Source organism: Roseateles sp. FW305-36 (genome assembly GCF_058787015.1).
The window spans coordinates 706,572-726,103 of the sequence record NZ_JBYSZK010000001.1; the positions used below are offsets into that span (position 1 = coordinate 706,572).

Sequence of the window (19,532 nt, forward strand, 5' to 3'; positions counted from 1 at the left end):
CGGACTTGTTACCGCAGCGAAGCCTCGAATGCGGGGTCGTTCACGGCCGCGAACCGGAAGCCCTCGGCGAGCAGCCGCGTGATCAGCGTGTCGAGCTGGACCAGCGTGTGCGGATGGATCTCGTGCATCAGCACGATGCCGCCCTTGCGCGCCTTCACGGCGGCGACGACGTGGTCGATGAAGTGCTCCCGGTTGGCCTTGTCCACGCCGCAGATCTTGGCCTCGTGGGCGTCGATGCTGCCGGTCTTGTCGAAGGCCCAGTCGCAGCTGTCGACATGCCAGCCGACGATGCGGTAGCCGCGTTGCTGCAATTCGGCATTGGCGTCGCAGCTCGAATTGCCGTAGGGATAGCGGAAGAGCTTGGGTGTCTCCAGCGCGGCGAGCGCCGTGTCGCTGCGCTCGACCTCGCTGGCGCGCTGGGCCGGCGCGATGTCGTGGAAGTTGGGATGCGACCAGGAATGGTTGCCGACCAGGGCACGCGGGTGCGCCTTCACGAGGGCGGCGAGTTCGGGGTGGCGCTCGGCCTTGGCCGCGATGAGGAAGAAGCTGGCCGGGATCTGGTGCTTGTCGAGCAGGGCGAGGATGGCCTCGGTGGCGCCGGGCTCGGGGCCGTCGTCGAAGCTCAGCGACACGATGCCGGGCGGCGGCGGCGTGGTGATGTCGGACTCGAAGCGGCAGCTCTGCTTCAGCGTCTCGGTTGGCAGATTCATCTGCTCGGCCAGGCCGCGCACCCGGGCGCTGCGGATGGCGGCCGTGTGGTTGTGGTGGGGTGCCGAGGCAGCGGGGGCAGGGGCGGGCGCGGTCTGCGCCTGGGCGCCGCCCAGGGCAAGAGCCAGCAGGAGGTAGGAGAGCAACTTCACGGCGGCATTGTTGCCGCCACCTCAGAAGATGGTTTGCGCGAAGGTGTCGCGCCCGGCGGCCTTGGCGCGGTAGAGGGCACGGTCGGCACGCTCGAGCAGGTCTTGCGCGCCCTCGCCGACGCCGCCCCAGCAGGCCATGCCGACACTGGTCGTCACGTGGATCTCACCGCCGGCCGGCAGGGAAATGGGGGGACGGATGGCATCGACGAGCTTGGCGGCCACCCGCGAGGCCTCGGCGTCGTTCTGCAGGCCTTCCAGGATGACGACAAACTCGTCGCCGGCCAGGCGCGCCGCGGTATCGGTGCTGCGCACGGCGCGGCGGATGCGGGTGGCGAATTCCTTCAGCACGGCGTCGCCGGCCGCATGGCCATGGCCGTCGTTGATGCGCTTGAAGTGGTCGACGTCCATGTAGATGACGGCCATGGCCTTCTGGGCGCGGCGGCTGCGTGCCAGCGCCAGGGTCAGCCTCTCCTCGAACTCGCGGCGGTTGGGCAGTCGGGTCAGCGGGTCGATGCGGGCCAGCTCCTGCAGGCGGCGCTCGACGTCCTTGGTGGCCGTGATGTCGGTGGACAGGGTGTAGACGCCCGCGATGTTGCCGTCGGCGCGTCGGTCGGGGATGTAGACGGTGTGCAGATGCCGCGTCTGGCCCGGGGCCGGGGAGACGACCTCGAATTCGACGCGCTCGCCGCGCAGGGCCTGTTCCAGGGACTCGTGGCGCTGGGCATAGAGCTCGGGACCGATCAGCGCCTTCAGGTGGCTGCCGACGGCCAGCTCGGGGTCGACGCCCATCCACTCCTCGAAAGTCTTGTTGACGAAGGTCAGCCGGTGATGGCGGTCGATATAGGAGATCAGCACCGGCAGGTTGTCGGCGATGGCCTTGAGATGGGCCTGGGCGTCGCTGAGGCGCTGCTGGACCAGCTTGCGCTCGGTGATGTCGAAGGTGACGGCGAAGACGCCGATGACGCTGCCGGCGCCATCGAACTCGGGCACATAGGTCTGCTGGTATTTGCGCGTCTCGCCATCGCGCGGCCCCGTCTCGGATTCGAAGACCACGGTCTGGCCGCCCATGGCCTTGTCCAGCCAGGGCTTGATCTGCTCGACATAGTCCGCGTCGCGCACCTCGTCGATGCGTTGGCCGATCAGCCGGTCGGGCTTGAGGTCCAGCAGGGTCTGGAACTGGCCGTTGGCGAAGAGGTAGCGGCCGTCGGCGTCGAGGTGGGAGATCAGGGCGGGCAGGCTGTCGGTGATGGAGCGCAGCCGCCGCTCGCTGCGCTCCTGCTGCAGCTGGGCACTGCGCAGGGCCGTGATGTCGAAGGTCATCAGGTAGAAGCCGTTGACCGCGTCGGTCTGCGCGTCGCGCATGGGCACCAGGTGGATCTGGAAATAGCCGGTGCCGTCGCGCCAGGGCAGGGAGCCTTCGAAGGTCTGGCGTCGACCCTGCAGCACCGCCTTCACATGGGCCTCGTGCAGGGCATAACTGGCTTCGCCCAGGCCCTCGCGCATGGGCATGCCGATGGCGTTGTCGCGCCCGAGCTGGTGCACCTTGAGGGCCAGGTCGTTGGCGAAGACGCAGCGTTCCTGGGCATCGAAGACGCCGACCATGGCGGGGATGGCATTGGTGACGTCGCGCATGCGCTGCTCGCTGGCGGCGAGCTGGCGGGCGGCGGCCTTGCGCTGGCTGACGTCGCGCACGAAGGCGTGGGCCGCGAAGCCATCGGCCGTGGACAGGCTCGCAACGGACAGCTCCACCTCCAGCTGCCGTCCATCGCGATGCTGGGCGATGACCTCGACCCGCTGGTTGACGACGCGGCCCTGGCCCGTGCGGCGGAATCGCTCCATGCCGGCCTCGTGCGCCGCCCGTGTCAGCGGCGGGATGATGAGCTCCGACAGCCGACACCCCATCGCCTCGGCGGCGGTGTAGCCGAACAGGCGCTCGGCCTGCAGGTTCCAGTCGGTGACATGCCCGTAGCCATCCATGCCGATGAAGGCGTCGTTGGAGTGGTCCAGGATGGCGCGGCAGCGCGCCTGCTCGCCGGCCAACTGCTTCACCAGCGGCCGCACATGCTGCCTGAGCACCCAGGTGCCGAACAGGGTCAGCGCTGTCAGCAGCAGGGCCAGCCAGCCCAGACGCTGGCGGATGACGGCGAAGACGGCCTCGATGTCGGCCTTGACGACCATGGCAAGACCGGTGCGGCCGAGAGGCACATAGGCGGCGACGACGGGCACGCCGCGCAGGTCGGGTGTCAGCAGGACGCCGCTTTCGCCCTGCAGGGCGCGGCTGATCGGCAGGTTGACGTTGCCGTTCGCCTCGGACATCGGGATGGTGAACGGCTTGGGGTGGAGCTTGGACGGTACGCAGGACGCGACCTGGTCGGCGCGGTTGCAGATCAGCACGTCGGAAGAGGCGTCGGCGTCGCGGATGCGCATGACGAGGCGGTCCATCAGCGCCAGGTGCTGCTCGCTGTGCAGTCGGCCCACCAGCGCGCCCTTGTCCATGACCGGGATGTCCGTGGCCAGAATGAAGCCGCTGGCCCAGACCAGGCGGCTGGTGGCGGCGTAGTCGCGGGCCAGGGCCAGCGACGGCGTGTCGGCCTGGGCCGCGAAGCTCCCCGCCTCGGCCAGGGTCGCGCCCGCCACGTCGACGAAGCGGGCCGCGGTGACGCCCGCCGTCAGCAGGCTGCGCGTGATGTTGCGCAGGCGTTCGCGACGGGCGCTTTCCTGCGGGTTGGCCGCCAGGGCGGCAAGCTGCTCGACGACGACGGGGCGGGTGGCGATGGTCTGGGCCAGCCAGACGCCGCTGTCCACGGCGCTGACCAGGGCTTCGCCGGTGACGACGGCTGTCGAGTGCACATCCTCCCTGCGCGCGCGCTCGAATTCGGACTCCAGCGCCGCGAAGCCACCGGCGCCGGCCGCGATGGCAATGAGGGCCAACACGGCCAGCGAGCGGCGGGTGATGCGCTGCTCGTGCAGGTCCAGGCGCTCGCGCACGCCGGTCCAGCGCAGGCGGGTCTCCCACAGCGACAGCGACAGCAGGGCCAGCGCGGCGGCGGTCGGCAGCGTGAGGCGGTTGAAGCTTCCCCAGTGGTAGAGCTGCTCCAGGTTCAGCAGATAGCCGAGGATGCCGACGCCGGCGATCAAGGCCGCGACCGCGATGCCGGTCGAACTCAGGCGCCGGGCCAGCATGCCCGGAGCCCCGGCAAGCAGGCCCTGGCAGCCGGACAACAGCATCAGCGCCACGCAGGCGTTGGGCGAGATCCGGCCCGGATGCGGGTTCAGCGGACCGGGCAGCGTGCCGGTGCGGGCGATGTCGATGTCCAGCGACATGCCGCTGACGGCCTCGATCAGCATCAGTGCCGGCGGCAGCGCGGTCAGCAGCGCCAGGCCCTGCACGGCAAGCCGTGCCGACGCATCCGGCGCCTTTCCACCCGGCCAGCCCGCCATGACCCAGGCCGCCGCGCCGCCGAGCAGCAACAGCACGGATGAAGTGATGCCGACCTCGGCCAGTCCGGGCAGCAAGCGACCGACATCCAGTTGCAGGCTCCAGCGCGCGGCAGCGAAGGCGGCGATCAGCATGCAAGCCAGCGCGGCCCAGCGGGCAGTGGACAGGCGCAACGGTCGGGTCATCGGGCGGCGGAAAGCAGCGACGCCCGCCTGTATAGCAGCTCGGGGAGCCCTTGGTTCAGGGCCAGTGGGTCATTTCGTGATGGACGGGCGCCAGCCAGTCACCCTCGGCCGTGATGCTGCGCTCAATGACGTGGGTAGCGCCACTGGCTTCGCGGACCAGCACGGTGGCGCAGCGGGTGCCATAGAGGGCCGTGCCGGGTCTTGCCGGGTCGGGCATGCGCACGAAGCGCGGCGACAGCAGGCGCTCGCGGGCAAGGCCGACGCCGGTATCGGGCAGGGCGTCGTCCGCCGCCGGGCGGGAGTCGGCCAGGGCGATGAAGAGCCGTTCGGCCAGTTGCTCTGCGCTGGTGGCTGCCGCCAGGGCCTCGGCCATGGCGGCCTGCAGTCCCGTGGTCTTGGGCCAGGGAGTGTCCAGCGCGGCGTTGGACAACGCATGGATGCCGGACCGCAGGGCCTGCGGCAAGGGCGCGCGATTGCTGATCCAGTGCCAGTCGTCACTGCGCAGATCGGCCGTGATCAGGTTGAAGCCGTTGTAGCCGGGTTGCCTGCGGCGGGCGAAGGCGGCGGCGTCCTCCGCGCCGGCCAGCCAGTCGATGACAAGGGTGCCGCGCGTCGGGGCGGTCGGATCGTTGCGCGCAGGTTCCCGGATATTGGTCAACAGGGCCAGCCGCCCGGCGCGCGTCAGGCCGAACCAGGTGCCGCCGGCGGACAGGTCGCGGCCGGCGAGCAGTTCGATGCCCCCTGATCGCCACCAGGCCATGGGCGCTGCCTCGCGTGCGAAGAATTCGTCGCGGTTGGCGGCGATGACCAGAGGGAAGCGGGCATGGGCCCCGAGGGCGAAGGCGGCCAGACACATGGCTTACGAAGTTGCATCGGCATCGCCGAGCGCCACCCGCAGCCAGGCCCTGGCCTTGAGCCAGTCCCGTCGCACGGTGCGGTCGCTCAGGCCCAGCGCCGCGGCCGTTTCCTCGTCGCTGTAGCCCCCGAAGAAGCGGCACTCGACGACGTCCGCCCAACGCGGGCTGAGTGCGCGCAGGCGCTCCAGGGCCTGGTCCACCTCCACCAGTTGCTGTGCCGCGGCCTGCGGCATCTGCGGCAGGTCGGCTTCCTCGTCCAGCGGCAGGTGGACGGCCTGTGCACCGTGCTTGTCGCTGGCCGCCGAGCGCGCCAGGTTGATCAGGATGTGGCGCATGGCCAGTGCCGCGGCCCGCATGAAATGCTGGCGGTCGCTGAAGCCGTCGCTGCCGTGCAGCTTCAGGAAGGCTTCGTGCACCAGGGCCGTGGTCTGCAGGGTCTCGCCGGCCGAGACCCGCCAGCGGCTGCGGTGCGCCAGGCGTCGCAGTTCGGGGTAGAGCAGCGGCAGCAGGCTTGCGGCGGTGTATTGAAGGCGTGCGGCGGGGTCGGCTTGCATGGCCGACCCAGTATCCGGGGCTCAGTCGCGTTTGGGCAAGCGCCGGTGGGTCCAGGCTCCCAGCGCCAGCAGTCCGCAGAGCGCGAGCCAGGCGCTTGCCGGCTCGGGTACCGCGGCCGTGGCGTAGTTGTAGCCACTGACGCCAATGGTGTTGGCGCCCGGCGTGACGGCGTCAAGGTAGACGTGGACGGTGCCGCTGTAGTCGGCGGTGCCGGAGGCCGTCTGGAAGGCGAAGGCGTTCACGCCCGACGTCACCTCCAAGGTGGAACGCATCTGGAAGGAGGCACCGGTGTTGAGCGTGAAGCTGCCGCTGTAGGTGGTGGAGCTGCCCTTGGGGCCGCTGGACTCGGAGTCCCAATTGGCGATGACACCGGCATCGCCGCAGCCCGCGGCGGGGCAGCCGAAGGGGCTGGTGTTGAAGTCGACGGCCACGAGACCGCGAGCCAGGGGAAACAGCCCGATGACCCCCACCTGGGGTGAGAGGCTGCCGTTCACGACCACCGTGTATTTGTAGGTGTTGCTGCTGGCGCCCTGGCTGTTGGTGACGGCGATGACGTCCGACATGTCCGCGCTGGCCTTGCTCTGCGTGTTGCGGAACAGCGGCGAGGTGCCGGGGTTGTTGGTGGTGGCGTAGGCCTTCAGCGTGCCCAGGGCGGCAATGCCCCAGGCGCTGGTGATGACGCCGTCGGCGAAGCTGGTGTTGCTGTTGCCGCTGGCCGCCGACCCCGCGACGGCCGCCGACACGCTGTCGTTGCTGGCGCAGAAGCGCAGGTCGTTGCCAATGTGGGCGCCGAGATTGCAGATGGCGACGTCGTTGGCGGTGTCGCCCGCAAAGCTGCCGACTTGCAAGCTGGCCGTGGCGGCGCTGGTCGACGCAGCACCGAAGAGAAGGCTGCAGGCCCAGGCGAGAGTGCAGAGATAGTGTTTCATGAAGCCTCCTGGCTGGTTCGTGAGAAAACGGTTCGGGCGGCGATGCCCAGCAAGCCCAGCAGCATCAGCAGCAGGCTCGCGGGCTCGGGCACGGCGGTGGCGTAGTTGAAGCCGCTGGCACCCAGGGTGTTGGCGCCGGGCGTGATGCCGTCGATGTGCAGGGTGACCGTGTGCCCAAAGTCCGCCAGTTCGGTCACGGGCGTGCCGGCCGGCACCGCCGCATAGGTCCAGACGTCCAGACCGAGGCCGATCTCGAACTTGACGCCCGTGGGCACGCTGAAGCTGCCGCCGTAGCTGAAGTTGCTGAGGCCCAGGGCCGGGCTGCGGTTGTCCACCACGTTGTTGCAGGCAAAGCAGATCGGCGAGGCGAAGAAGTTCACATAGGCGCTGGTGCGCCCGACGTCGGAGCCGGCGAGCGTCAACCAGGGCGACAGCGTGCCGTGCACGGTGACGGTGTAGCTGTAGACCGTCATCGGTGTCCCGCCGGAATTGCCCGCGGTGATGAAGTCCACCATCGACGCGGCACCGCGGCTCTGGGTATTGCGGTCGTCGGTGACGCCGGGGTTGGTGGTCTCGGCAAAGGCCTTCAGGCTGCCGAAGGCGGCCGTGGCCCAGGCCTGGCTGTCGATGCCGTTGGCCCAGACCGCATGGCCCACGCCGTGCAGCGTGGTGCCGGCCGTCGCCGGGGTGGAGTCGATGGCGCCCGAGCAACCGCGCACGTCGCCGAAGGGGTGGGTGCCATTCAGGCAGGTGGCGGGATCGGCGACCGACTCACCCGCGTTGGCATAGTTGATCTGCAGCGACTGCGCGCCCGCGGAGGCACTCAGCGCCAGCATCAAGCCGGCCAGCGGGGCGGATGAGGTTCTGCTGGCGTTCACGACGTGCCCCCGTGCTTGCGTTGGCGCGCGGCCGCCCGGCAGGCGAGAGCGAACATCCCGCCCAGAAGCAGCAGCGCAGACGCGGGCTCGGGCACGGCGGCCGCGCTGACTTCCATGAGCTGCATGCCGTTCAGATTGGCTTCGGGGAAGGCGCCAAGCTTGAGGCTGTCCTCCACGCGGGACATGACCACCGTGATCTGCCCGAAGCGGCTCGCCGTCAGCGTCCAGTCGGCGTAGTTGGCGCCTTCGACAAAGCTGGTCTCTCCGGCCTGCCGCACCACCTCGCTGCGCTGGCCGTCGCTGGCGGTGAAGCGCGTGCCGCGGCCCGGCGTGTCGGCCACCGAATACAGGATGAGGTGGTAGCTCTTGCTGGGTGCCAGGCCGCTGAAGGTGAGCACGCCCGGGCCCGTGCTGCTGCCAGCGATCTCGGTGTCGCCGAAGAGGTAGGAGGTCATCAGGGCGTCATAAGCGCTGCCCGTGAAGGGACTGGAGAAATGCGCTCCAGAGCCCGGCGTGTAGTAGCTCAGGCTGACGCCGGTGGCGGCCCCGCTGCTGTCGTGCAGCGCCACATCGCTGGCGCCATGGGAGCCGGCGCCCGTCATCGGCAGGGTGAGCAGATTCCATTGATCGCCCGCGCCGCCCAGCACCGCGCCGCCGCTGTAGGCGGTCGTCGGCGTCAGGAAATTGCCCGAGGTTCCGAACTGGACATCGATCAGGGCGTCGGCCCGGGCGCCCGCGGCGAGGGCGGCCAGCGCCAGCGCGACCGCTGCGGAGATGACGCGGCTCACAGCTCACCCCGCTGCATGCGCCGGCTGCGCAGCCAGAAGACGAGGGCGCCGGCCAGCAGCAAGGCCGCGCTGGCGGGCTCGGGCACGGCCTGGGTGAAGCTGAGGTTGGTCAGCTGGTAGCTGTTGCCGTCGGGGCCGATGGCGCGGTCGACGATGAAGGCGATGCCGTCGACCTGGGCGAAGTTGAAGAGGCCGGCCGGCATGTTGGCGTCGGCCCCCTTGAACTGGATGTTGCCGCTGACCGGGCCGCCGCCGGCGGCCGGGTTCAGCGTGATCTCGCCGTTCAGGTAGTAGGTCGCGCCCGGCGCCGCGACGGGGTTGCTGGTGTAGAAGCTGACGATCAGGTTGATCGGCTTGGCCAGCGAGGCGAAGCTGACGCGCAGGGCGTCGTAGCCACTCAGGTCGAGGTTGAGAAAGGGCCCGTTGCTCTGCAGATTGCCGGCCGGAGCGCCATAGGCGCCATAGCCCAGCCCCACCTCGCCGATGGTGCCGGGCGCGGCCGCCACGGTGACCGCGCCGTTGCCGATGGTGGCCGTGTTGCCCGCGCCCGCCGCCGGGTTGGGGAAGTAGGGGTAGTAGTAGGCCGCGCGGTTCTGGCCCGGGACGCCGGCATAGCTGCCGGCTTGCGAGGTCACGAAGTTCTGCGAGGGCGCCATCAGATTGACGACCGGCGTGGGCGCCGCGAAGTCGTCGAGCAGCAGGCTGCTGGCGGACGCCTTGGATATCGGGCACAGCAACGCGGGCAGCAGCGCCGCCAGCGCCAGGGATGGGCGGATCAGTCGGAACATGGGACCTCCTTGATGTCGACGATGGGGACCGCGGCAATGCCACGACTCCCAGCGAAAAACACGCTGGAGGCGCCCATCCGGACAGCGCGATGGAGGTTGAATTAGGGGGCGGGTTTTCCTGGGAGGGCCGCGACAGCCTGTTCGACGCGTGCGCGCCAGATGCTGGCCGCGTCGTCGTTGGCAAGGCGCAGGCGCAGCGCCGTCGCCAGGGCCTCGCGGGCTTCGACGGGTTGGCCCATGGCGCTCAGGGCCAGGCCGCGCTCCAGCCACAGGGCGGCACGCAGCTGCGGCAGGGCATTGGGCTTGAAGCTTGCGTCCAGCAGCTGCAGGCCGTCCCGCGCCGCGGTGGCGGCGTCGGCGGGCCGGCCCGACTCGCGCAGCGCGGCCGCGCGGTTCTGGGCGAGGGCCGGCAGCAGGGGCCGGGCGTCGGGGTCTGCGGGGGGCAGATCGACTGCCAGCGCATCCAGCAGGGACAGGGCCGCTGCCGGCTGGCCGGCCGACAGCAACAGGGCGGCCTGGTCCAGGCGGATGGGCGCCAAGCCGGCCGCCCTGGCCTGTGCGCCCAGCGCGCGCTTCATGGTGGCCAGGGCCGTGTCTATGGCCTGGGCGGCCTCGGCCTTGCGGCCCAGGGCATCGAGCACGCGGGCGCGCAGCTGCAGGGCGCGCGCCAGCGGCACGCTGCTGCCGTTGCTGCGCTGCTGGGCCTGCACGGAGGCAGCCGACCAGGCGTCGGCCTCCTCCAGGCGGCCGGTGTCCCAGGCCTGCAGTGCGGCGGCGCCCAGCATGGTGGAGTGCAGATTGGTGCTGCCGCGCACGATGGGGTCTTGCAGCAGCAGGCGCAGCCGGGTCTGGATGGCCCGGGCCTCGGCGGCGCGCGAGGTCTCGCGGTAGACGCGCATCTGGCGCAGCAGCACGTGGTAGCTGTCGATGTGCTCGGCGCCGTTGACCCGCAGCGAGGTGCTCATGGCCTCGTCCAGGGCGGCTTCGGCGCGGGCATGGTCGCCCAGGCACAGCGCGACACCCGCGATCGCCGTGTCGTCCGTGATGACCCACTGGGGCGCCGGGGGACGCACGGCCAGCGTGATGCGGTGCGCGTCGTCGAGCTTGGCGAGACCCTGGGTGCAGGCGCCGAGAAAGCCGAGGTCCAGCCCTTGGGAGTAGAGCGTGCTGCGCCGCTGCGACTCCGTGCCGCCGATGCTGGTGATGAGCGCGTTGGCTTCGTCCACAAAGCGCATCGAGGTGCTGACGTCGGTGTAGCGGGCCTCGTTGGCCTGGGCCAGCAGGATGCGCAGCTTCAGCGGCGGATCGCCCAGGGGCGCCTGGTCGACGATGCGCCGGGCGCGCTCCAGCAGCTGGGCGCCGCTGATGGAGCCGGCGGTGGGGTCCGTCGCATAGGCCTGCTGGATCAGCGCGTCGGCGACACGCAGGTCATTGGGGCCATAGGTCTTGGCACGCAGCGCGACGCGTTCGCCGGCGAGCTGTGCCGCCTCCGGGTCCAGACCTACGTCGACATACATCTCGGCCAGCGTCTGCAATAGCAGATCCCTGACCTCGGGCGAGCGCCCCGAGTCTTGTCTGGCCTGGGCGGCGCCCATGTCCAGCAGTTCGCGTGCGGTCGTGGCCCGAGCCCGCGCGGGGTCGGGATGGCTGTCGGCATTGGCACGGAACAGCCCGAGCAGGAACTCCTGCACCGCCAGCGCGCGCTGCTCCTGCTGCTGCGCGCGCCGCGCCTGCCACAGGGCCAAGCCCGTTCCCACCAGCAGCGCCAGGCAGGTCAGCACGCCCGCGGCCACGGGCAGGCGGTAGCGGGCGACGAAGCGACCGAGCCGGTAGCGCAGCGTGCCGCGTCGCGCCATCACGGGCACGGCACCCAGGTGGCGCTGCACATCCGCCTGCAGCTCCGCCACGCTGCCGTAGCGCCGCTCGGGTTCCTTGCGCAGCGCCATGGCGACGATGGCATCCAGGTCGCCCGCCAATCGCGCCGCCGGCACGGGCGGTGCGACCTGGGCTTGCGCCGCGCGGCTGGGCGCCTGGGGATCCTGGGTCGCGACCTGCTGCATGGCGGCCGCCAGCGGCAGGTGCTGGACCGGCTGGGCCGGCTCGCCCGTGAGCAGCTCGTGCAGCAGCAGGCCCAGGGCATACACGTCGGCCGCCGTCGTGATGGCGCCACCGGCCAGTTGCTCCGGGCTGGCATAGGCCGGCGTCAGCAGCAGCTCGCGCGTGACGCCGCCGCCCGGCGCGTCCAGCAGGCGCGCCACGCCGAAGTCCAGCAGCTTCACGCGGCCCTCGTCGGTGACCATCACGTTGGCCGGCTTCAGATCGCGGTGCACGACAAGGCTGCGGTGCGCATAGGCCACCGCTTCGCAGACTTCGACGAACAGGGCCAGCCGCTGTGCCAGCGACGCCTGGTGATCCCGACACCAGCGCGTGATGGTCTGGCCGCTCACCAGCTCCATCACCATGAAAGGCTGGCCCGCCGCCGACACGCCACCGTCCAGCAGCCGCGCGATGCCGGGGTGCGTCAGGCGCGCAACGATCTGCCTCTCGGCCTGGAAGCGCGCCAGGTGGGGCGCCACGTCCGCCCGCATCAGCTTGATGGCGGCCTGCTGCTCGAACTCGTCATCGGCCCGCTCGGCGCTGTAGACCTCGCCCATGCCGCCTCGGCCGATGAGGGCCAGCACCCGCCAGGCCCCCAGGCGGCTGCCGGCCGCGAGCGTGGGCGCCGGCACGTCCTCCGCCGCCGCGCCGCTGGAGACGGCCATGGTGGCGGGCTGGTCGAGCAGGGCGTCGGGCGCGTCCAGTTCGGCCAGCAAGGGCAGCAAGGCCGCTGCCAGTGCCGCATCCCCGCCCGTCAGGCGCTCCACGGCCCCGAGGCGCTCCGCGGGGGGCAGGGCCAGCAGGGCATCCAATGCAGCGTCGAGCCGGTCCCAGTCTTCGGGTGTCGGCGGAGGGGCACTGCGGGGCATGAGCTTCAGTATGCACTTGACGACACCCAGCGCATCCTGCGGCAGCGGGCCGCCTATCATCCCGGCATAGACACTGGAGAACACAGTGCAGCGACGCCAGTTGGGGCTGTTGGGGCTCGCATGGACGTTGGATGGCCTGGCGGCGACGAGCACGCCAGCGCCTTCGACCTCGTCCGCCGCCGGGGTGCGGTTGCGTCTGCTGAGCGAGGAGTTTCCGCCCATCAACTTCACCGAAGCTGGCCAGCCCAGCGGCCTGGCCGTGGAAGTCGTGCAGCAGGTGATGGTGCGACTGGGGCAGGTGGTGCCCATCGAATTCCTGCCCTGGGCGCGCGCCTACCGCGATGCGCAGGGGCGGCAACCGATCGCGCTGTTCTCGGCCGCGCGCATCCCCGAGCGTGAGAGGCTGTTCCAGTGGGCCGGACCCATCGTCACCTTCTACAGCAGCTTCTACGCGCGCGCCGGCGCCGAGCGGCTCAAGCGCTTCGACGACGCCCGCCATGCCGAGGACGTGCTGGTGGTGCGGGACTGGTACACGGCCCAGCAACTCGCGTCGGAAGGTTTCAAGAATCTGCGCTACGTCAGCGACCCCATCCAGGGCCTGCGCATGCTGCTGGCCGGCCGCTCGTCGCTGTTCGCCACAGAGCGCATCAGCATGCCCAGCACGCTGCAGTCGGCAGGCATCGGGCCTGACGCGCTGGCCGAGGTCTACACCTATGCCAGCAGCGACGGCTATATCGCCTTCTCGCCCGGAACGCCTCGCCGCGTCGTAGCGGCCTGGCAGGGCGAGATCGACGCCATGAAGCGCGACGGCAGCTTCCAATCCATCTACAAGCGCTGGCTGCCGCAGGACAACCCTCCTCGTTGAGCAGCGTCCTTGTTTTTTGTATTCGGGCCGAGCGCTGGACCGCTCCCGAGCCGGCCCGCCTGGGCGATGTGCTTGCTGGTCGATCCGGCAAGCATCGCCGTCCCCTCGGGGGACCGATCAGACTTGCCGGCGTTCAGCCGGAGCAAGCTGAGCGAGGGGCTTCAGGTCAACATTCGACGATGTTGACCGCCAAGCCGCCGCGGGCGGTTTCCTTGTACTTGGTCATCATGTCGGCGCCGGTGTCGCGCATGGTCTTGATGACCTTGTCCAGGCTGACGAAGTGGGTGCCGTCGCCGCGCAGGGCCATGCGGGCCGCGTTGATGGCCTTGACCGACGCGATGGCGTTGCGCTCGATGCAGGGGATCTGCACCAGGCCGCCGACCGGGTCGCAGGTCAGGCCGAGGTGGTGCTCCATGCCGATCTCGGCCGCGTTCTCGACCTGTTCGGGCGTGCCGCCCATGACCTGGCAAAGCGCCGCGGCCGCCATCGAGCAGGCCACGCCGACCTCGCCCTGGCAGCCGACCTCGGCGCCGCTGATGGAGGCGTTTTCCTTGTAGAGGATGCCGATGGCGGCAGCGGTCAGCAGGAAGTCGGTCACGCCCTTGGCCGTGCTGCCGTGGACGAAGCGCGTGTAGTAGTGCAGCACCGCGGGGATGATGCCGGCCGCGCCATTGGTGGGCGCCGTGACAACGCGGCCGCCGGCGGCGTTCTCCTCGTTGACGGCCAGCGCGTAGAGGTTGACCCAGTCCATCACCTGCAGCGGGTCGCGCAGCGCGGCCTCAGGGTTGGCCGTCAGGTCGCGGTGCAGTTGCGCGGCGCGGCGCTTGACCTTGAAGCCCCCCGGCAGGACGCCCTCGGTCTTGCAGCCGCGCGTGACGCAGGCCTGCATGACCTCCCAGATCTTCATCAGGCCGGCGTCGATCTCGGCCTCGCTGCGCCAGTGGCATTCGTTGCGGCGCATCAGCTCGGCGATGGACAGGCCGTGGCGCTTGGTCTGCACCAGCAACTCGTCTCCCGTCTTGAAGGGGTAGGGCAGCACGGTCACGTCGGGCGCTATTGCCCTCTGCTTGCTGCCGTCGGCCGCCACCTCATCGCTGACGATGAAGCCGCCACCGACCGAGTAGTAGACGCGGTTGGCGATTTCATTGCCCTCGGCGTCGAAGGCGATGCAGCGCATGCCGTTGGCGTGGAAGGGCAGCGTCTCGCGGCGCTTGAAGACGAGGTCTTTTGCTTCGTCGAAGGCCACCTTGTGCTGGCCGACCAGGTTCAGGTCGCCGGCGCGGATCACGTCCAGCAGTTGGGGAATGGCCTCGACGTCGACCGAATCCGGCTCATGCCCGGCCAGGCCCAGCAGCACTGCCTTGTCGCTGCCGTGGCCCTTGCCGGTGGCGCCCAGCGAGCCGTACAGGATGACCTGCACGCGGGCCACCTTGTCCAGCAGTCCATCGTGCTGCAGGCGCAGGCCGAACAGGCGCGCGGCGCGCATGGGCCCGACGGTGTGCGAGCTGCTCGGGCCGATGCCGATCTTGAAGAGGTCGAAAACGGAAACGGCCATGGCTGCCTCGATTTGTTAGAGGGCGGCTTGTGGCCGCCCCATTTCATCCAACGGAGCCCGCGAACCGGGTTGCCGGTCTTCGTGACTCGCCCTCATTTCAGAGGGCGATGGCGATGATCAGGCCTCGTCGTACTCGGTGAGGGGCACGCAGGAGCAGAACAGGTTGCGGTCGCCATAGACGTTGTCCACGCGGCCCACGGGCGACCAGTACTTCTGGCGGCGCAGGCTGGGCAGCGGGAAGGCCGCGGCTTCGCGGCTGTAGCCGTGGGTCCACTCGGTGGCGCTGACGACCATGGACGTGTGCGGCGCGTTGACCAGCGGGTTGTCCTCGCGGCTGAGCTTGCCGGACTCGACGTCGGCGATCTCGTGGCGGATCTGGATCATCGCGTCGATGAAGCGGTCCAGCTCGGCGCGCGACTCGCTCTCGGTCGGCTCGACCATCAGCGTGCCGGCGACGGGGAAGCTCAGCGTCGGCGCGTGGAAGCCATAGTCGATGAGGCGCTTGGCGACGTCCTCGGCGCTGACGCCGGAGGAATCCCTCAGCGGGCGCAGGTCCAGGATGCACTCGTGGGCCACGCCGCCACCCTTGACGCCGGCTATGCCTCCGGAGAAGTGGATGTCGTAGTGATCGCTCAGGCGGGCCGCGACGTAGTTGGCCGACAGGATGGCGACCTCGGTGGCCTTCTTCAGGCCCTCGGCGCCCATCATGCGGATATACATCCACGAGATGGGCAGCACGGCCGCATTGCCCAGCGGGGCTGCGGACACAGCGCCGATGTTGGTGGCCTTGCCCAGGCCCGCGGTGCGGTGCGCCGGCAGGAAGGGCACGAGGTCGTCCACCACGCAGACGGGGCCGACGCCCGGGCCGCCACCGCCGTGGGGGATGCAGAAGGTCTTGTGCAGGTTCAGGTGGCTCACGTCACCACCGAACTCGCCCGGCGCGGCGATGCCGACCAGCGCGTTCATGTTGGCGCCGTCCACGTAGACGCGACCGCCATGGCTCTTCACCATCTGGCAGATCTCCTTCACGTGGGTGTCGAAGACGCCATACGTGGAGGGGTAGGTGATCATGATGGCGGCCAGCTTGTCGGCGTGCTGCTCGCACTTGGCCTTCAGGTCGACCAGGTCGATATTGCCTTCCTTGTCGCACTTGGTGACGACAACCTGCATGCCCACCATCTGGGCCGAGGCCGGGTTGGTGCCGTGCGCTGATTCGGGGATCAGGCAGACCGTGCGCTGCTTGTCGCCGCGCGACTCATGCCAGGCCTTGATGGCCAGCAGGCCGGCGTACTCGCCCTGCGAGCCGGCGTTGGGCTGCAGGCTGATGCCGGCATAGCCGGTGCATTCGGTCAGCCAGTTCTGCAGCAGCTGGTCCAGCTCGGTGTAGCCGGCCAGCTGGTCTTGCGGCGCGAAGGGGTGCACGCCCGCGAACTCCGGCCAGGTGATGGGGATCATCTCGGCCGTGGCGTTGAGCTTCATCGTGCAGGAGCCCAGCGGGATCATGCTGCGGTCCAGCGCCAGGTCCTTGTCCGACAGGCTGCGGATGTAGCGCAGCATCTCGGTTTCGCTGTGATGGGTGTTGAAGACCGGGTGGGTCAGGTAGGCGCTGCTGCGGCGCAGGTTGGCCGGGATCAGGCTCTCAACGCCAGCGGCGAATTCTTCGACCTTGGGCGTGGAAGCACCAGCCGGTGCAAGCCAGGACCAGATGGCTTCGATGTCAGCACGCGAGGTCGTCTCGTCCAGCGCGATGCTGACGTGCTTGTCGCTTTGCTTGCGCAGATTGGCTTGCGCTGCCACGGCCTTGGCGGTGACGGCAGCGGCATCGCACTCGGCCAGCAGCGTGTCGAAGACATGTGGCGTGACGACCTTGACGCCCATGCGGGTCAGGCCGGCGTGCAGGATGGCCGTGTAGCTGGCCACGCGCTCGGCGATGCGCTTCAGGCCTTGCGGGCCGTGGTAGACGGCGTACATGCTGGCCACGACGGCCGGCAACACTTGCGCCGTGCAGATGTTGGAGGTGGCCTTCTCGCGGCGGATGTGCTGCTCGCGGGTCTGCAGGGCCAGGCGCATGGCCGGGTGGCCTTGCGCGTCCTTGCTGACGCCGACCAGGCGGCCCGGCATGGAGCGTTTGAACTCGTCCTTGCAGGCCAGGAAAGCGGCGTGCGGGCCGCCGGCGCCCATGGGCATGCCGAAGCGCTGGCTGTTGCCGGCGACGATGTCGGCGCCGAACTCGCCGGGCGAGACCAGCAGGGTCAGCGCGAGCAGGTCGGTGCAGACGATGAAGGCGGCCTGCTTGGCGTGCGCCTGGTCGGCGAAGGCCTTCAGGTCATGGATGAGGCCGGTGGTGCTGGGGTATTGGCAGACGACGGCGAAGTAGTCGTTCTCGGCCATCAGCGCGGGCGCCATGCCGACCAGCACCTCGATACCCAGAGGCGCGCAGCGGGTCTGGATCACCTCGATGGTCTGCGGGTGCACGTCGCCGGCGACGATCAGCGTGTTGCTCTTGCTCTTCACGCCGCGCTTGGCCAGGGTGACGGCCTCGGCGGCCGAGGTGGCCTCGTCCAGCATGGAGCCGTTGGCGATGTCCATGCCGGTCAGGTCGGTCACCAGGGTCTGGAAGTTCAGGATGGCTTCCATGCGGCCCTGCGAGATCTCGGCCTGGTAGGGCGTGTAGGCCGTGTACCAGGCGGGGTTCTCGAGGATGTTGCGCAGGATGACACCCGGCGTGTGGGTGCCGTAGTAGCCCTGGCCGATGAAGCTCTTGTAGACCTTGTTCTTGCCGGCGATGGCCTTCAGCTCGGCCAGCGCGCCGGCCTCGGTGATGGGCGCGGGCAGCTTCATGCCCTGCGAGCGGCGGATGGACTTGGGCACGACCGCGTCGATCAACGCGGTGCGGCTGGCCACGCCGACGGCGGCGCACATCAAGGATTCATCGACGGCATCCGGCCCGATGTGGCGGGCATGGAATTCGGAGGCGTCTTCGAGTTGGGAGAGCGGCGTCGGCATGGCGGGTCTTGCTTCGAGAAATTACAGGGTCTTCAACAGGGCGTCGTAGGCGGTGGCGTCCATCAGGGCGTCGAGCTGGCCGGGGTTGCTCAGCTTGACCTTGAAGAACCAGCCGGCCTTCAGCGGGTCGGTGTTGGCCAGGGCCGGGTCGTCGCGCAGGGCTTCGTTGACCTCGGTGATCTCGCCGTCGACGGGCATGTAGACATCGGCGGCGGCCTTGACGGACTCGACGACGCCGGCGACTTCCTTCTCGGCATAGCTCTTGCCGACCTCGGGCAGGTCCACGAAGACCACGTCGCCTAGCGCGTCCTGGGCGTGCACGGTGATGCCGACGGTGGCGGTGCCGTCACCATGGACGTCCAGCCATTCGTGGTCGGGGGTGTACTTGATGCTCATCGTTCAGGCTCCGTGTATTAGCCGCGGTAGTAGCGGTTGGGGGTGAAGGGGGTAGAGGAGACGACCATCGGGGTGCGCTTGTCGCGCACGATGGCGAAGACTTCGGTGCCGGCGGCGGTGTGTTCCTTGGCCAGATAGGCGAGGGCGACCGGCTGGTTAACGGTGGGGCCCAGCGTGCCGCTGGTGACGGTGCCGATCTCGGTGCCGTTGGCATCGACGATCTTGGCGCCTTCGCGGACGGGCATGCGCTCCTTGCCGACCAGGCCGACGCGCTTGCGGGCCGCGCCGTTGGCGAGCTGCTCGTCGATGACAGCAGCACCGGGATAGCCACCAGCGCGGGCACCGCCGGCGCGGCGCACCTTCTGGATGGCCCAGGTGATGGAAGCTTCGACCGGCGTGGTCGTCTGGTCGATGTCGTGGCCATAGAGGCAGAGCCCGGCTTCCAGGCGCAGCGAGTCGCGCGCGCCCAGGCCGATGGGCTTGACCTCGGCATGGCTCAGCAGCTTGCGCGCCAGCGCCACGGCGTCGTCCTGGTGGACGGAGATCTCGTAGCCGTCTTCACCGGTGTAGCCGGAGCGGGTCAGGAAGGTGTCGATGCCGTCGAGCTTGAAGAAGCCGCCGGTCATGAAGGTCAGCTTGGCGACTTCGGGGTTCAGGCGCGACAGCACGTCGACGGCCTGCGGGCCTTGCAGGGCCAGCAGGGCGCGCTCAGGGACCGGAATGACTTCGCAGCGGCCGCCGATGTGCTTTTGCATATGAGCAATGTCCTGCTCCTTGCAACCGGCATTCACCACCACGAACAGGTCGTCGGGGCGCCGGCAGACCATCAGGTCGTCCAGCAGGCCGCCTTGCTCATTGGTGAACAGGGCATAGCGCTGCTTGAAGACGCCCAGGTCGACGATGTCGACCGGCACCAGGGTTTCCAGCGCGGCGGCGGCATCGGCGCCCACCAGGCGCACCTGGCCCATGTGGGAGACGTCGAACAGGCCCGCGGCGGCACGCGTGTGTTTGTGCTCGGCCATCACGCCGGCGGGGTATTGCACCGGCATGTCGTAGCCGGCGAAGGGCACCATCTTGGCGCCGAGTTCGACGTGGAGGGCGTGAAGAGGCGTTTGCAGCAAAGAGGACATCAAGAGCTCCGACGGATTTCGGGTTTGGATGTCCTCGCTGTCCGGGGTACCTGAGAGATTGACAAGGCGGTGTGCAGTCCCGCGCTCGCTTGCCCCTTCGGTGGACGGGCTCCAGGACCCGCCTCTCTCCAGTGAGGAACGCCCCAGTGTCTGCCACCGGTGGCGTTTTGTCAGTCCTTTTGCCTGAGCGTTCGAGTGATGAAACCCTGCGCCTTCGGCGGCCCCCAACTTCAACGGGGCGCTCTCCTGACGAATGAGGATTCTATTCATAACTAGGGGCTGTCCCGGCGAACCGTGGAGAGCAGACTCACGCCACTCATTTCTGAGGAGCGTGC

General features: G+C 69.4%; 14 protein-coding genes and 2 riboswitches. Of the genes, 1 reads left to right on the forward strand and 13 read right to left on the reverse strand.

The features are described from left to right. Positions 1-8: 8 nt before the first annotated feature. The 9 genes from AC3WOE_RS03255 to AC3WOE_RS03295 form a co-directional block, all read right to left on the reverse strand. Complete coding sequence (locus AC3WOE_RS03255; RefSeq protein WP_492688236.1) at positions 9-860, reverse strand: polysaccharide deacetylase family protein; 852 nt, start codon at positions 858-860, stop codon at positions 9-11. Between the two features lie 21 nt (positions 861-881). Then, a complete protein-coding gene (locus AC3WOE_RS03260) occupies positions 882-4,484 on the reverse strand; it encodes a PAS domain-containing protein (RefSeq protein WP_492688237.1) in 3,603 nt (1,200 codons plus the stop codon). Between the two features lie 55 nt (positions 4,485-4,539). Further along, positions 4,540-5,340 carry an NRDE family protein gene (locus tag AC3WOE_RS03265; protein WP_492688238.1) on the reverse strand — a complete coding sequence of 267 codons (801 nt, stop codon included), beginning with the start codon at positions 5,338-5,340 and terminating at the stop codon, positions 4,540-4,542. A gap of 3 nt (positions 5,341-5,343) precedes the next feature. Then, positions 5,344-5,895, reverse strand: coding sequence for an ECF-type sigma factor (locus AC3WOE_RS03270; RefSeq protein ID WP_492688240.1), 552 nt, complete (start codon positions 5,893-5,895; stop codon positions 5,344-5,346). 21 nt (positions 5,896-5,916) lie between these two features. Then, a complete protein-coding gene (locus tag AC3WOE_RS03275; RefSeq protein WP_492688241.1) occupies positions 5,917-6,825 on the reverse strand; it encodes a hypothetical protein in 909 nt (302 codons plus the stop codon). Beyond that, positions 6,822-7,703 carry a PEP-CTERM sorting domain-containing protein gene (locus tag AC3WOE_RS03280; RefSeq protein ID WP_492688243.1) on the reverse strand — a complete coding sequence of 294 codons (882 nt, stop codon included), beginning with the start codon at positions 7,701-7,703 and terminating at the stop codon, positions 6,822-6,824. The genes AC3WOE_RS03275 and AC3WOE_RS03280 overlap by 4 nt, the downstream gene beginning before the upstream one ends. Further along, positions 7,700-8,491, reverse strand: coding sequence for a hypothetical protein (locus AC3WOE_RS03285; RefSeq protein WP_492688245.1), 792 nt, complete (start codon positions 8,489-8,491; stop codon positions 7,700-7,702). The genes AC3WOE_RS03280 and AC3WOE_RS03285 overlap by 4 nt, the downstream gene beginning before the upstream one ends. Continuing rightward, positions 8,488-9,279, reverse strand: a complete 792-nt coding sequence (locus AC3WOE_RS03290; RefSeq protein ID WP_492688246.1) for a PEP-CTERM sorting domain-containing protein — start codon at positions 9,277-9,279, stop codon at positions 8,488-8,490. The genes AC3WOE_RS03285 and AC3WOE_RS03290 overlap by 4 nt, the downstream gene beginning before the upstream one ends. A 101-nt stretch (positions 9,280-9,380) precedes the next feature. Further along, the gene (locus AC3WOE_RS03295) at positions 9,381-12,245 is read right to left on the reverse strand and encodes a serine/threonine-protein kinase (protein WP_492688247.1); all 2,865 of its coding nucleotides are present in this window, start codon (positions 12,243-12,245) and stop codon (positions 9,381-9,383) included. Positions 12,246-12,330: 85 nt separating this feature from the next. Between AC3WOE_RS03295 and AC3WOE_RS03300 the strand changes: the two genes are divergently transcribed. Beyond that, positions 12,331-13,110, forward strand: coding sequence for a substrate-binding periplasmic protein (locus tag AC3WOE_RS03300; RefSeq protein ID WP_492688249.1), 780 nt, complete (start codon positions 12,331-12,333; stop codon positions 13,108-13,110). Between the two features lie 166 nt (positions 13,111-13,276). Here AC3WOE_RS03300 and AC3WOE_RS03305 read toward each other — a convergent pair whose 3' ends face one another. The 4 genes from AC3WOE_RS03305 to gcvT all read right to left on the reverse strand — a co-directional run bounded on the left by AC3WOE_RS03305 (position 13,277) and on the right by gcvT (position 19,197). Further along, positions 13,277-14,665, reverse strand: a complete 1,389-nt coding sequence (locus AC3WOE_RS03305) for an L-serine ammonia-lyase (protein ID WP_492688251.1) — start codon at positions 14,663-14,665, stop codon at positions 13,277-13,279. Between the two features lie 117 nt (positions 14,666-14,782). Continuing rightward, positions 14,783-17,671 carry an aminomethyl-transferring glycine dehydrogenase gene (gene gcvP / locus AC3WOE_RS03310; RefSeq protein ID WP_492688252.1) on the reverse strand — a complete coding sequence of 963 codons (2,889 nt, stop codon included), beginning with the start codon at positions 17,669-17,671 and terminating at the stop codon, positions 14,783-14,785. A gap of 21 nt (positions 17,672-17,692) precedes the next feature. Continuing rightward, complete coding sequence (gcvH, locus tag AC3WOE_RS03315; protein ID WP_492688253.1) at positions 17,693-18,067, reverse strand: glycine cleavage system protein GcvH; 375 nt, start codon at positions 18,065-18,067, stop codon at positions 17,693-17,695. A 17-nt stretch (positions 18,068-18,084) separates the two neighbouring features. Next, positions 18,085-19,197: a glycine cleavage system aminomethyltransferase GcvT gene (gene gcvT, locus AC3WOE_RS03320; RefSeq protein WP_492688255.1), complete on the reverse strand. Its 1,113-nt coding sequence runs from the start codon at positions 19,195-19,197 to the stop codon at positions 18,085-18,087. Between the two features lie 27 nt (positions 19,198-19,224). Beyond that, positions 19,225-19,339, reverse strand: a riboswitch (glycine riboswitch). Positions 19,340-19,358: 19 nt separating this feature from the next. Beyond that, positions 19,359-19,456: riboswitch (glycine riboswitch) on the reverse strand. Positions 19,457-19,532 lie beyond the last annotated feature (76 nt).